At 74.4% G+C, this 13,189-nt stretch carries 9 protein-coding genes; 7 read left to right on the top strand and 2 right to left on the bottom strand.

Annotated elements, in window-relative coordinates:
* The first annotated feature begins 9 nt into the window (after positions 1-9).
* From ABZX75_RS09775 to ABZX75_RS09790, 4 genes are all read left to right on the top strand, one after another.
* Positions 10-927 carry an ADP-ribosylglycohydrolase family protein gene (locus tag ABZX75_RS09775; protein ID WP_355409622.1) on the top strand — a complete coding sequence of 306 codons (918 nt, stop codon included), beginning with the start codon at positions 10-12 and terminating at the stop codon, positions 925-927.
* Positions 928-1,181: 254 nt separating this feature from the next.
* A complete protein-coding gene (locus ABZX75_RS09780; RefSeq protein WP_355409623.1) occupies positions 1,182-3,176 on the top strand; it encodes a DUF4173 domain-containing protein in 1,995 nt (664 codons plus the stop codon).
* Positions 3,177-3,794: 618 nt separating this feature from the next.
* Complete coding sequence (locus ABZX75_RS09785) at positions 3,795-4,502, top strand: ribonuclease HII (RefSeq protein ID WP_355409624.1); 708 nt, start codon at positions 3,795-3,797, stop codon at positions 4,500-4,502.
* A gap of 59 nt (positions 4,503-4,561) precedes the next feature.
* Positions 4,562-5,212 (top strand): hypothetical protein, encoded by a 651-nt coding sequence (locus ABZX75_RS09790; RefSeq protein WP_355409625.1) that lies wholly within the window; start codon positions 4,562-4,564, stop codon positions 5,210-5,212.
* Positions 5,213-5,572: 360 nt separating this feature from the next.
* On the opposite strand, the gene ABZX75_RS09795 is transcribed toward ABZX75_RS09790, so the two are convergent.
* Positions 5,573-6,202: a hypothetical protein gene (locus ABZX75_RS09795; RefSeq protein ID WP_355409626.1), complete on the bottom strand. Its 630-nt coding sequence runs from the start codon at positions 6,200-6,202 to the stop codon at positions 5,573-5,575.
* Between the two features lie 215 nt (positions 6,203-6,417).
* On the bottom strand, positions 6,418-8,577 hold the full coding sequence (locus ABZX75_RS09800; protein WP_355409627.1) for a RecQ family ATP-dependent DNA helicase: 2,160 nt from the start codon (positions 8,575-8,577) through the stop codon (positions 6,418-6,420).
* A 122-nt stretch (positions 8,578-8,699) separates the two neighbouring features.
* On the opposite strand from ABZX75_RS09800, the gene ABZX75_RS09805 reads away from it, so the two are divergent.
* From ABZX75_RS09805 to ABZX75_RS09815, 3 genes are all read left to right on the top strand, one after another.
* A complete protein-coding gene (locus tag ABZX75_RS09805) occupies positions 8,700-9,962 on the top strand; it encodes a DUF4192 domain-containing protein (RefSeq protein ID WP_355409628.1) in 1,263 nt (420 codons plus the stop codon).
* 215 nt (positions 9,963-10,177) lie between these two features.
* Positions 10,178-12,166 (top strand): glycogen debranching N-terminal domain-containing protein, encoded by a 1,989-nt coding sequence (locus ABZX75_RS09810; RefSeq protein ID WP_355409629.1) that lies wholly within the window; start codon positions 10,178-10,180, stop codon positions 12,164-12,166.
* Positions 12,167-12,235: 69 nt separating this feature from the next.
* Positions 12,236-12,982, top strand: a complete 747-nt coding sequence (locus ABZX75_RS09815; protein ID WP_355409630.1) for an NUDIX domain-containing protein — start codon at positions 12,236-12,238, stop codon at positions 12,980-12,982.
* The last annotated feature ends 207 nt before the right edge of the window (positions 12,983-13,189 follow it).

Consider the following 13,189-nt stretch of genomic DNA (forward strand, 5'->3'; position numbering starts at 1 on the left):
TGACCCGCGATGACCCCTGACTCCTCTACCGAACGGCGCTACGCACGCGCCATGGCCAGTCTGCGAGGACTGGCCCTGGGTGACGCCCTGGGCTCCCAGTACTTCGTCCCCGTCAACTACCCGCTGCTCAAGCGGCGCGAGGTGCCGTCCGGCACCGAGCCGTGGCAGTGGACCGACGACACCGAGATGGCCTGCTCCGTGGTGGCCGTGCTCGCCGAGCACGGACGCATCGACCAGGACGCGCTCGCGAGCTCCTTCGCCCACCACCACGACTTCGACCGCGGCTACGGGCCCGCCGTGAACCGCATGCTGCGCCTGGTCCGGGAGGGCCAGGACTGGCGCACGCTCGCCGCCGAACTGTTCAACGGGCAGGGCTCGTGGGGCAACGGTGCGGCCATGCGGATCGCACCGCTGGGCGCCTGGTACGCGGACGACCCGGAACAGGCCACGCATCAGGCGGAGATCTCCGCCTACACCACCCACCAGCACCGCGAGGCCGTGTGCGGGGCGATGGCGGTCGCCGCGGCGGCAGCGCTGGCCGCGGATCCGGCCGGCCCGCCGAAGGCCGCCGACCTGCTGGACGGAGTGATCGCCCTGGTGCCGCGCAGCGCGGTGGGCGCCGGGCTGCGGCGGGCGAAGGACATGCTGGACTACGGCGACGCGACGACGGTCGCGGCGGTACTGGGCTGCGGGCGGCGGACGAGCGCCCATGACACCGTGCCCTTCGCCCTGTGGTCGGCGGCTCGGTCGCTGGACGACTACGAGCGGGCGTTCTGGACCACCGCGCAGGTGGGCGGCGACGTCGACACGACCTGCGCGATCGTCGGCGGGGTGCTCGGCGGGCGTGGGGAGTCGGTGCTGCCCGCCGCGTGGCTGGCGCGTACGGAGGCCCTCCCGGCCTGGCTGCCGGAGGCGGCGGCGCGCTAGCGGGTGCCGCCGGGCCGACGGAGGAGCCCGGGCGGTCCCGAGGCGTCCCGGGCCGACGGAGGAGCCCGGGCGGTCCCGAGGCGTCCCGGGCCGGCGGGGTCATCTCGGGCGGGGCACGGTGTATCCCGTTGGGATTGTCACGGTCCTGCCACAGGCACCCCGGGCGACTGGCAGAAACCGCACGTCACGGGCCTACTCTGTCCGCTTCGCCGCCCCAGGAAGTCCGGGGACGGCCGGCAGGGGAGGGGAACCCGATGTCTGAAAACACCGACGGGATGGACCACGGCGAGGCCGAGGACGCGACCGAGGACGCGACCGAGGGCGCGAGCGAGCAGGCGGCTAGGGCAGCGGCCGAGGACTCCGCCGAGGATGTGGCGGAGGGCGCGGCCGCGGAAGGGGCGAAGACGGTTCCGGCAGGGGCCGGGTCAGTGCCCGCCCCGGCCGATCCGCCCGGTCCGCCCGCCTCGGCCGGTCCGCCCGGTCCGCCCGGAGCGCGAGAGGCCACCGCGTCCGCGCCGGTTCCGGCGCCGCCCGCTGCCTGGGCCGGCGGTCCCGCCGGGGCTCCCGCACCGGGCCGGCCCGTAGCCGGTGGTGCCGTAGCGGGTCATGCCGTAGCCGGGCCCGGCCTGCCGTCCGGGGCGCCCGCCGACGTCGCCGCCTGGCAAGCCTGGCAGGCGCCGCAGCAGCGTGAACGGGCCGCCGCCGGGGCCGCCGCGCCACCCACGTGGGCCGTACTGGTGCGGCCCGCCGAAGCCGCCCCCGTCCGTACCGCCACACTCGTCGCCGCCCTCGTCGCCGGTCTGGCCGCCGCCCTGTTCCTCGCCGACGGCCTTGGTCCGGGTCTGCTGCTCGCCGTGGTGCCCGCCGTCGTCGCCGCGTACCCCGCCGCCCGCACGGCCCGTCGTACGGCCCGCCCTTGGACCGTTGTCTGGGCGCTCGGCTGCGTCGCCCTCCTCGCCATACCCGCCCTGCGCGACTCCGTGTGGCCGTCCGTGCTCGCCCTCCTCGCCGCCGTCCTGCTGGGCGCGCTGGCCCTGCACGGCAGCCGCACCTGGCCCGGCGTCCTGCTGAGCCCGCTCGGCTTCTTCGACGCCGCCGTCTCCGGCGTCGGATGGGCCTGGACCGGTCTGCGCTCGCGCGGCGGGGTGAACAAGGACCGCTGGCTGCCCGTGGCCAAGGCGGCCGCCGTGGCTGCCGCCCTGCTGCTGCTCTTCGGCACGCTGTTCGCCTCCGCGGACGCGGCCTTCGCCGATCTGCTCGGGGGCCTGGTACCGGACGTCTCCGTCGGCGACGGCCCGATCCGGATTCTCCTCTTCCTCCTCGGCGCAGTCCTCGCGCTCGCCGCCGCCCGCGCCGCCGCGGCTCCTCTGCGCTGGGACCGGATCAAGGTGGCCCCCGGCAAGCCGCGCTCCCGCGTGGAATGGGCCCTGCCGCTCGTCGTGCTCAACCTCCTCTTCGCCGGCTTCAACGCCGTTCAGCTGGCTGTCCTCTTCGGTGGCTACGACAAGGTCCTGGACAGCACCCGCCTCTCCTACGCCGAGTACGCCCGGCAGGGCTTCTGGCAGCTGCTCTGGGTCACCCTCTTGACCCTCGCGGTGATCGCGCTCGCCCTGCGCTGGGCCCCGCGCGCAGGGGCCGGCGACCGGCGCTTCGTACGGATCGTCCTCGGCCTGCTGTGCGCGCTGGCGCTGGTCGTGGTCGCTTCCGCGCTGCGCCGCATGGACCTCTACGTGGATGCGTACGGGCTCACCCGGCTGCGGGTGTCCGTGGCGGCGATGGAAGTGTGGCTGGGGCTGGTCATCGTACTGATCATGGCGGCCGGGGTGTTCGGCGCGCGCTGGCTGCCGCGCGCCGTCGCGGGGAGCGTGGCGGCCGGTGTCCTCGCCTTCGGCCTGATGTCCCCGGACGGGATGGTCGCCGAGCGCAACGTGACCCGCTACCAGGACGACGAGAAGATCGACCTGGCGTACCTCCAGTCCCTGTCGGCGGACGCCGTACCCGCCCTGGACCGGCTGCCCGAGCCCCACAGGTCCTGCGCCCTGCGGGGGATCAACAACGACCTGGCGAGGGCCGGCCACGTGCCCTGGTACGCGATGAGCCTGGGCGAATACCGGGCCCGGCAGATCCTGCGCGAGCGCCCGGTGACGGCCTCGTACGAGGTGTGCTCGCTCCTCGGCGCCTTCGGCGAGCGCACCGAGTACGAGCGCACCGAGGACGAGCGCACCGAGGACGAGCGCACCGAGGACTAGGGAGTCGTCGAAGTACCGCCCGTCCGCACGTCGGGCCGTCCGCCCGTCGGCCGGACGGTACTTGGACGACACGGCGTAGGGGAGCGCCCGTGGATGGAGCCGCCGTATGACTCCCCGCGGCCGGCTTCACGAATGCGACCACGCCGCTGGCGAGCGCTTCCGCGGAGTCGCTGGTCCTTGCGGCACGAGCCGGGGCGAGGGGCTGATCCGAGCGCTTGTTCGCCGGGCAATCCCATGGGGTGGCGTCCGGCCGGATGCGCATGCTCCGTCCCAGGCCGATGTGATTGCGGCGATGCCGACCCACCGCACGAAAGTACGCGGGAGCGAATGGGGTGGTGCCCGGACGTGGGGGAGCGGTCGACGAGGTGATGGTGCCGCCGCTCAGGGCAGGAGGGCGGCGATGCCGGGGAGTTGGCTCCGCCGGGCGTGCGGCGCGGGCGGGGTGGCGTTGTGCGGCGGGGGCCGGCCGGCGGTTGGTCGGGGCTGGCCGGCGGTCGGCCGGGCGGTCGGTCGGCGGCTGGTCGGCGGCTGGTCGGCGGCTGGCTGGCGGTCCCCGCGCGAGCCGGACCCGGGCCGGGGTGTGCACGCGGCCCGGGGCGGCGTAACCTTGCTGGCGCCATGCCGTACGAAGAACCCACCCACGCCGTCGAACGCTCCATCCGCGCAACCACCGGCGCCAAGATAATCGCCGGGGTCGACGAAGTCGGACGAGGGGCATGGGCCGGTCCCGTCACGGTGTGCGCCGCGATCACCGGCCTGCGCCGGCCGCCCGCCGGACTCACCGATTCCAAACTGCTCACCGCCAAGCGGCGCGATGCCCTCATCGACGTCCTGGAGGACTGGGTCACGGCGCATGCGCTCGGACACGCCTCCCCCGAGGAGATCGACGAACTCGGGATGACCGCGGCCCTGCGGCTCGCGGCGGGCCGCGCCCTGGACGCTCTGCCGGTGCGGCCCGAGGCCGTCATCCTCGACGGCAAGCACGACTATCTCGGCCTCCCCTGGCGGGTCCGTACGGTGATCAAGGGCGACCAGTCCTGCGTCGCCGTCGCCGCGGCCTCGGTCATCGCCAAGGTCCGGCGTGACCGGATGATGGCCGTACTGGGCGGAGGTGGCGGCTTCGAGGATTTCGCCTTCGCCGACAACGCCGGATACCCCTCGCCCGTGCACCGGGCGGCGTTGCAGGAACTGGGGCCCACCCCCTACCACCGGCTCTCTTGGTCGTACCTCGACACGCTGCCCCGATGGCGCCACCTCAAGAAGGTGCGCCGCAGCGAGGAATCGATGGAGCTGGAAGACGGAGGCCAACTCGGCTTCGATTTCTGATCGCGCCCACGTCCCACCGGCCGGTACGTTTCGTACCGGTGTTTGATAGAAATCAACTCATGCCTCTCACCCCCGCCATCGAGGAGCCTCAGATTCACGAGAGTGCCCAGGGTCCCCGCGTCACGCCGGCCGCAGGCCGCGCCGCGCAGACCCCCCGCCCTGTACCTGGTCCGCGTCCCGCCGCCGTACCGCGGCCCGGGCGCCCCGGTCCCGTCCGGCCCGCACCGCCGGCGCAGCGTGCGCCGCAGGCCACCCCCGGACCCGTTCCCGCAGCCCCAGCAGCCCCCGCAGGCCCCGCCGCGCCGTCCGTCTCGGCGGCGGCGCCGCAGATCCAGCTGATCCCGGCCTCCGCCGAGGGTGCGCTGGACGCGGCCGAAGAGGCCGTCGACCTGCTGCTCGACACCGGGCGCGCGCCCGGCGACATCCTGGTGCTCACCACCGGCGACCCGCACCCGTGGGCCGCACACGAGCTGTCCTTCGGCGAGGCCGCCTACTGGGCGCTGCACGACGCCGCGGACGACGTCTTCTACGCGGACGCGGCGCAGGCCCAGCGCGCTGCCGGCCGCCCCGTCGTGGTCTTCGCGGCCAATGGCGGACCGGTCGACGCGCTGGCCGGCGCCCTGCCGTCCGCGCTGACGCGGGCCGGTGCGCTGCTGATCGTCTGCGGCGATCCGCAGCAGATCAACTCCGTGCTGGGTGCGGGCGTCTGACGTCCCGTTGCCGACGAGGGTGGGGGGCGGGGCGGGCGATGAGCCGGCCCCGCTGAAGCCCAGGGCCTGACCTGCCGTACCCCGTTCCCGGGAGTACGGCTGTGAGGCCTGCCCGGGGAGGGATCGGCCGGGGAGCGGCGGTCTGCCCCGTGTGCCCGGCGCTCTCGCCCGCAGTGCTGTGTCCGTGGCGCCGCGCCCGTACGTCCGTCCGCGTACGGCGCCGCGTGCCCGGCCGGGACCCGTGAAGGCTGTGGCGGACGGCCTGTTGTGGCTGAGGCCGGGCCCGGCCCCTCGCCTCGCCTTGACCTGACCTGACCTGACCTGACCTCGCCTTGGTCTGTTGCCCAGGCCGTACGAGGGTCAGCGCGCGGCGGTCCGGCGCAGGGCCTCGGCCGCGCCGGGGCTGCTGCGCAGGGCGAGCGGAGGGAACTCGCCCGAGGTGTCGCCGAGATGCTGCGGCCGCGACTCCGAGCTGGGCCGACGCCCGCCCCGGCCCTCGCCCAGCACCTGCCAGCCGCTGCGGGTCAGCGTGATGTACGCGCCACAGCGCAGCCCGTGGAGGGTGCAGGCGTCCCGCAGCCCCCACATCCAGGCCCCGTCCTCCTCGGTCCACCGCTCGTCGCCGTCGCGGCAGTAGAGCAGCACCGCCGTGCGCACCGGACTCCGTCGACGCAGGTCGTGCGGCAGAACCCGACGCAGCCGGGACAGCAGGGCGTTGCGGTACTCCCAACCGTCGGCCGAGGCCGAACGCTGCACGAACGATGCGCTCGCCACGAGCTGTTCCTCCGGGCCGAGGACGGCGATCACCGCGGTGGAGGGCACGGGACTGTGCCGCGAATGCAGGCCGCTGACGACCTCACGGGGATTGCGCAGCAGCGGAATGCCGGCCGCCGTCCATGCGGCGGGCTCCAGCAGTCTGCCGTGCCGGCTGACGCCGCCGGTTGCCGTTGTCAGGGACGTGGTCGAGGGCGGGGCGAATCCGAAGGTCACGGTCCTCCCTTCGGGGACACGCCCGCGAACGGGCACGGCTGGAGTGCGGGCGCGCCGCGGCGCGGCCCAGGTGAGTGCCGAGGAGCGGAGCGGGAGCACTCCAATTCTCGCGTGGCTCCGGAGCATGCGGCAACGAGCAATTGGCGCCGCCGACCGGAATTCGCCGGTATGCCGTTCATATCCTTGCCCCGCCGCGCCGAAGATGACGCATTCGGCTACGGCTGGAGCGCCAGCACCAGCGGGAACACCCCCTTCGCACCGGCCCGACGGAGCAGCCGGGAGGCCACTGCCAGAGTCCATCCGCTTTCCGCCCGGTCGTCGACCAGGAGCACCGGACCTGCCGCCTCCGCCAGTGCCGCGGCCAGGGCGGGCGGCACGGTCAGGGCCTGGTGAAGGCCGCGCACCCGCTGGGCGCTGTTCGAGGAGGGCAGGCCGAACTCCGGGACCTGATCCGTGTACGCGACCGTCCCCAGCAGGGGCATCCGCCCGACCTCCGCGATCCGGGCGGCCAGCGAGCCCACCAGCTGGGGGTGGCTGCGCGAGGGCAGGGCCACGACGCCCACCGGCCTGGACGGGGCGTCCGCCGCTCCCGAGGCCCAGCCGCCCGGGCCCCTCGCCCAGTCGGCGAGGACCGCCACCACGGCCTGCGCGACATCGTCCGGGACCGCCTGGTCCGGAGCTTGCGGAGCGAGCATCGGGCGCAGCCGGTTGCCCCAGCCGATGTCGGACAGACGGCCCAACGCCCGTCCCGTCGACGCTTGTTCGCCGGCCGGGATACGGCCCTTGAGGTCGACGCCGACCGCCGCGAGCCCGGTCGGCCACATCTTGCGCGGCTCCAGCTCCACGCCGGGGCGGCCGAGCTCGCCACGGGCGGTGTCCAGTGCCGTGGCGGAGACGTCCGCGGTGAACCGGGCGCCGGCGCAGTTGTCGCAGCGGCCGCAGGGAACTGCCTCTTCGTCGTCCAACTGGCGGCGCAGGAACTCCATCCGGCATCCGCCGGTCGCCGCGTAGTCGCGCATGGCCTGCTGCTCAGCGGTCCGCTGGCGGGCCACCCAGGCGTAGCGCTCGGCGTCGTAGGTCCACGGCTCGCCGGTCGAGGTCCAGCCGCCCTTCACCCGGTGCACGGCGCCGTCGACGTCGAGGACCTTGAGCATCGTTTCCAGTCGGGTGCGGCGCAGGTCGACGAGCGGTTCCAGGGCGGGCAACGACAGTGGCCGCCCCGCCTGGGCCAGGACGTCGAGGGTGCGGCGTACCTGCTGCTCCGGCGGGAAGGCGACCGAGGCGAAGTACTGCCAGATCGCCTCGTCCTCCCGGCCCGGCAACAGCAGGACCTCGGCGTGCTCCACGCCGCGGCCGGCCCGGCCGACCTGCTGGTAGTAGGCGATGGGGGAGGACGGCGAGCCCAGGTGGACCACGAAGCCCAGGTCGGGTTTGTCGAAGCCCATACCGAGGGCCGAGGTGGCCACCAGGGCCTTGACCCGGTTGGCCTGGAGGTCGTCCTCCGCCTGCTGGCGATCGGCGTTCTCCGTCTTGCCGGTGTACGAGGAGACCGTGTGCCCGCGGTGGCGCAGGTAGGCGGTGACCTCCTCGGCAGCCGCCACGGTGAGCGTGTAGATGATTCCGGAGCCGGGCAGCTCCTTGAGGTGGTCGGCCAGCCAGGCCAGTCGGTGCGCCGCGTCCGGCAGGGTCAGGACCGCCAGACTCAGGCTCTCGCGGTCCAGCGGGCCGCGCAGCACGAGCGCGTCGGTGCCGGCGCCGGTGCCGAGCTGTTCGGCGACGTCGGCGGTCACGCGGGCGTTGGCCGTGGCGGTCGTGGCCAGCACGGGGACGCCCGGAGGCAGGTCGGCCAGCATGGTCCGAAGCCGCCGGTAGTCCGGGCGGAAGTCATGCCCCCAGTCGGAGATGCAGTGGGCCTCGTCCACGACGAGCAGGCCGGTCGCGGCGGAAAGCTTGGGAAGGACCTGGTCGCGGAAATCCGGGTTGTTGAGCCGCTCCGGGCTGACCAGCAGGACGTCGACCTCGCCCGCCGCGACCTCGGCCTGGATCCCCTCCCACTCCTCGGGATTCGCGGAGTTGATCGTGCGCGCGCGGATCCCGGCCCGGGCGGCGGCCTCGACCTGATTGCGCATCAGCGCGAGGAGCGGGGAGACGATCACCGTGGGACCGGCGCCGCTCGCCCGCAGCAGCGAGGTGGCGACGAAGTACACCGCGGACTTGCCCCAGCCGGTGCGCTGCACCACCAGGGCCCGGCGCTTGTGCGCGACGAGGGCCTCGATCGCCCGCCACTGGTCCTCACGCAGCCGAGCGGTGCCCGTGGGGTCACCCACGAGACGGGCTAGTACGGAGTCGGCCGAGGACCTGAGGTCTGGGTTCATGCCCCCATGCAACCTGATGCCTCCGACATTGCGCCAATGCCGCTCACCACCTGTGGATGTTGAATCGTAAATAGTTATCCACAGGGGTTTCCGGATCGGATCATGCACGGGACCTTCGGGACATGACGAACAACGACGCATCACGCACCCCGTCCGGCCGGCCTTCCGTCAGCTCGACCGGATCCGCCATCGACCCGCAGATCACCCTGCGCAGCCCGACCGAGCTGGCCGACGCGCTGCCCTACATGCTCGGCTTCCACCCGACCGACTCCCTCGTCATGGTCGCCGTGCACGGCGAGGGAGGCCGCTTCGGGGGCAGGCTCCGCGTCGGCATCCCCACGAGCCCCGGGGAGTGGGAGGACACCGCCCGGCAGGTCGCCGAGTGCCTCGTCCGGGGCAGCGAACGGCGCGGCGGCAAGCCCGACGGCATCGTCGTCTTCCTCTGCCAGGACCCACGGGGAGAGGAGAGCGGCCAGCGGGTGATGACCCGGCTGCGGCCGTTCGCCCAGCGGATCCGGCTGGCCTGCGGAGCGCTGGACGTGCCCGTCCTGGAGGCCCTGTGCCTCTCCGGCGGCCGGTACTGGTCCTACTGCTGCCCCGACGAGCGCTGCTGCCCGGCAGAAGGGACCGTGCTGGCCGCGGTCGGCACCTCGGTCATGGCCGCCGCTGCCACCTTCGCGGGGCTTCAGGTCCGGGGCTCCCTCAAGGAGATCGAAAGCCGACTGGCACCGCTGGGAGGAACCGTGGCACACGAGATGGAACGGGCGCTGGACCGGGCGGCCACCACCCTGGTGCCGAAGATCCTCGACGGGGCCACCCGGGAGGAGGTCGGCGCCGAGACCATCACCCTGGCCCGGGCCCTGATCCGGCGCATGACCCTCGCCCCGCCCGTCGAGGGTGGCCCGTGCGCCGATGACTGGGACGACGCGCTGCTCGGCCACGACGAGGCCGCCTCGCTGATCCTCGGCCTCCAGGACCGCGAGATCCGGGACATCGCGGCCGAGTGGATGGAGGACGAGGAGGCCGCCCCCGCCCTGCGACTGTGGCGGGCACTGTCCCGGCGGTGCGTCGGGGCCTACGGCGAGCACGCGGCGGCTCCGCTCACCCTCGCGGGCTGGGTCTCCTGGTCCACCGGTGACGAGCCCACGGCCCGGATCGCGCTCGGGATGGCCCTGGAGGCGGATGCCGAATACCGCTTCGCACAGCTGCTCCACCATGCTTGCAATGAAGGCATCGACCCCGAGGGGCTGCGGCAGTGCCTGCGGGAGGAGCGCCGGCGCCGGGAGCCCCGTCGCAAGCGCCCGACGGCCGGCACACGTCCTCCGGGCCGCCGGGGCCGCACGACCCGCCGCGAGCCGCGCCGCACCGCGGGGAGCGACCAGTGAGCGCGCGCCCGTCCTGTCCGCGCAGTGATGCCGTGCGGTGGCTCCGGGACGCCTTGGGACCGATCCCGCGTCGGCGGCTACGCCCCGGGGTCGCGCAGCCGGCCCACGCGCCCGTGACCCGCGCGGGGGCCGGGACGTTCAGCTGGGGGGAGGTGGGGGCCCGGCCGCGCCGCCACCGCCCAGCTGAACCGACCGGAGCGCAGACAAGGCGACGCATGTCTCACCCCGCACCTCCCCGCCCCCCCGGCGTACCGGCCGCCCGCAGGCCCGAGCTGCCGCCCGTGCACGGCGCCCTCATCTGCGTCGCCGCGCCCTGTCTGGTCATCTCGCCGGAGCACGGCCAGCTGACCGGGCGGGGAATCGACGGGATCTACCGCTCCGGGCGCAGACTGCTCTCCCGCTGCGTGCTGCGCGTCGGCGGGCGGGACCCGGTAGCCGTCCAGGGGCGGAGCCTCGGAGCCGATCGGGCCGCCTTCACCGCGACGGTCCGCAGCGGAGCCGAGCCCGGCCCCGATCCGGACATCGGGGTGGAGCGGGTCCGGCACGCGGACGGTACGGAGCGGATCACCCTGCGCAGCTTCGCGGCCCGCCCGATGCGTCTTCCGGTGGAGGTCACGCTCGGCACCGACCTGGCCGAGCTGGCAGCGGTGGCCGCCGGCCGGGGCGGGCCGGAGCTGCCCGCCGGGGTGCACGCCGCCGGCCTGCGCTGGAGCACCGGCGAAGCGCAGGCCGTGACCGCCGCCGAGCCGCCCCCGGATGACGCACTGGCCTCGGCCGGGCTGTTGCGCTGGCAGCTGGAACTGGGGCCCGGCGAGTCCCGGACCATCGAGCTGCGGACCACACAGGACCGCACCGCGCGGGCTCCGGCCGGGCTCGTGGCCAACCCCCTGGCCGACGCCCGCGCCGAGGGGGACGACCCTAGGGTCGAGGCATGGTTTCGCACCAGCGTCGACGACCTGAAGGCGCTGCTCCTGAGGGACCCGGCGGAGCCGGGCGACGCCTTCGCTGCCGCGGGGGTGCCGTGGCGGCTGGGACTGGCCCCGGCGGAGTCGCTCTGGGCCGCCAGGATGGCATTGCCGCTCGGAACCGGGCTCGCCGCGGCCACCCTGCGCATTCTGGCCCGGACCCAGACGGATGAGCGGGGCCCTGACGCCGGGAAGATCCCGGGCCCCCTGCGTGGCGCGGGACCGCAGCTTCCGCCGGGGTGCACCGGCACGGAGGCGACCCTCGCCTTCGTGGCCGTGCTCGCCGAAGCCCGGCTCTGGGGGATGCCCGAGGGAGAGGTGGCGCAGCTGCTCCCGGCCGCGGAGCGATGCCTCGGCTGGCTGCGCGGCGCTCTGGGGGAGGACGGCTTCCTGGCCGATCCCGAGCCGGGGCCGCGGCGGTGCGAGACGCAGGCCCACGCCCACCGGGCCGCGCTGCTCGGCGCCGACCTGCTGGCCGGGTGCGGGCTACCCGGTGCCGAGGAATGGCGCGACCGGGCAGCCGCGCTGCGCGAGAGGTTCCGGGCCGCGTTCTGGATCGAGGGCCCCGACGGCGGCCGTCCCGCCGCCGCCCTGCACCCTGACGGGCGGCCACTGGCCCGGCTGACGGGGGCCGCGGCCCACCTGCTGGACACCGGGCTGCTCGGCGGCGGCCGACTCGCCCCGGGGCTGCTGGACCGGATCCACACCGAGCAGCTGGCCCGGCTGCTCGGCGCCCCCGGTATGAACTCGGGGTGGGGGCTGCGGAGCATGGCGGCCCGGGAACCGGGGCACAACCCGTTCGGTCACCGCTCCGGCGCGGTGCGGGCGTACGAGAGCGCGACCGCCGTGGCCGGCCTCGCCCAGGCAGGCCATGAAAAAGAGGCCGCAGCCCTGCTCACGGGTCTGCTGGACGCGGCGGAGACGTTCGGGTACCGCCTGCCGGAGATGTTCGCGGCCGACCAGCGCACCACCGGCAGCGTGCCCGTCCCGCATCCGGCGGCCTGCCGCCCCGCCGCGGTGGCCGCGGCGGCCGGAATCCACGTACTGACCGCCATCGCCGGAATCCGCCCCGACGCCCCCGGGGGCACGGTCGCCCTCGCCCCCCTTCCGGGAGCCCCTCTCGGCGCCCTCAGGCTGTCGGGGCTACGGGTGTCGGGACAACCCTTCGCCGTCCGGATCAGCCGGCTCGGTCTCGGAATGGTGGAGGAGGCCGCCGATGCGCTCCAACTGGGAGGTTAACCGCCGGACCCGAGTCTTCGAGGTCGGCAAAGCGCTGTTTATCGTCAGGCAGACGACTATGATCGCGGCATGTCGCCCTACGACCCGTCGGCCTTTCCGCCCTTCGCCGTCACCGTCGACCTGGTCGTGCTCACCGTGCGGCGCCACGCGCTCTGCGCGCTGGTCGTCCGGCGGGGCGAGCAGCCGTTCCAGGGGCGCTGGGCACTGCCCGGCGGTTTTGTGCGCGGGGACGAGGACCTGGCGGCGGCCGCGGCCCGGGAACTCGCCGAGGAGACCGGGTTGTGCGCGCACGACCCCGCCGTTCCGGGCGCCGGTAACGGGGCCCATCTGGAACAGCTGGCGACCTACGGCGATCCGAAGCGGGATCCGCGGATGCGTGTCGTCAGCGTGGCGCACCTGGTGCTGGCTCCGGACCTGCCGGCGCCGCGCGCGGGAGGAGACGCCAACAGCGCGCGCTGGGCCCCCGTCGACGAGCTTCTGGCCCCGGACGACGAGACCTCCGCGGGGCTCGCCTTCGACCATGCGCGGATCCTCGACGACGGCGTGGAGCGGGCCCGTTCGAAGATCGAGTACTCCTCTCTGGCCACCGCCTTCTGTCCGGCCGAGTTCACCGTCGGCGAGTTGCGCAGGGTCTACGAAGCGGTCTGGGGAGTGGCGCTCGACCCGCGCAACTTCCACCGCAAGGTCACCGGTACCCCCGGCTTCCTGGTTCCGGCCGGAGGGACGACGACCCGTCAGGGCGGGCGTCCGGCCCAGCTGTTCCGGGCGGGCGGAGCCACCCTGCTCAACCCGCCGATGCTGCGCCCGGAAGTCTGACGCCGAGGCACCTGCCCTCGACCCCGCCCCTTCTGTCTCCGTTCCCTCTCTCTCCCTATCCCTCCCCGTCCCCGTCTCCGTCTGCGTCGCTTCCTACACGACGGCGCCGCGACGACGCCCCGGGGCGAGCTCGCCGGCCGTGGCGGACCTGACGGCGATATCGGCATTCCATCGGACCGGTTGCGTCGAAAATCGGACATATCGCGT

It is taken from the genome of Streptomyces sp. NPDC003038 (assembly GCF_040611115.1).
Classification (GTDB): domain Bacteria; phylum Actinomycetota; class Actinomycetes; order Streptomycetales; family Streptomycetaceae; genus Streptomyces.

Excerpts from the sequence above, each read along its gene's own strand:
- ABZX75_RS09775 (WP_355409622.1), top strand. The coding sequence starts at position 10 with ATGACCCCTGACTCCTCTACCGAACGGCGCTACGCACGCGCCATGGCC.
- ABZX75_RS09780 (WP_355409623.1), top strand. The coding sequence starts at position 1,182 with ATGTCTGAAAACACCGACGGGATGGACCACGGCGAGGCCGAGGACGCG.
- ABZX75_RS09785 (WP_355409624.1), top strand. The coding sequence starts at position 3,795 with ATGCCGTACGAAGAACCCACCCACGCCGTCGAACGCTCCATCCGCGCA.
- ABZX75_RS09790 (WP_355409625.1), top strand. The coding sequence starts at position 4,562 with ATGCCTCTCACCCCCGCCATCGAGGAGCCTCAGATTCACGAGAGTGCC.
- ABZX75_RS09800 (WP_355409627.1), bottom strand. The coding sequence starts at position 8,577 with ATGAACCCAGACCTCAGGTCCTCGGCCGACTCCGTACTAGCCCGTCTC.
- ABZX75_RS09805 (WP_355409628.1), top strand. The coding sequence starts at position 8,700 with ATGACGAACAACGACGCATCACGCACCCCGTCCGGCCGGCCTTCCGTC.
- ABZX75_RS09810 (WP_355409629.1), top strand. The coding sequence starts at position 10,178 with ATGTCTCACCCCGCACCTCCCCGCCCCCCCGGCGTACCGGCCGCCCGC.
- ABZX75_RS09815 (WP_355409630.1), top strand. The coding sequence starts at position 12,236 with ATGTCGCCCTACGACCCGTCGGCCTTTCCGCCCTTCGCCGTCACCGTC.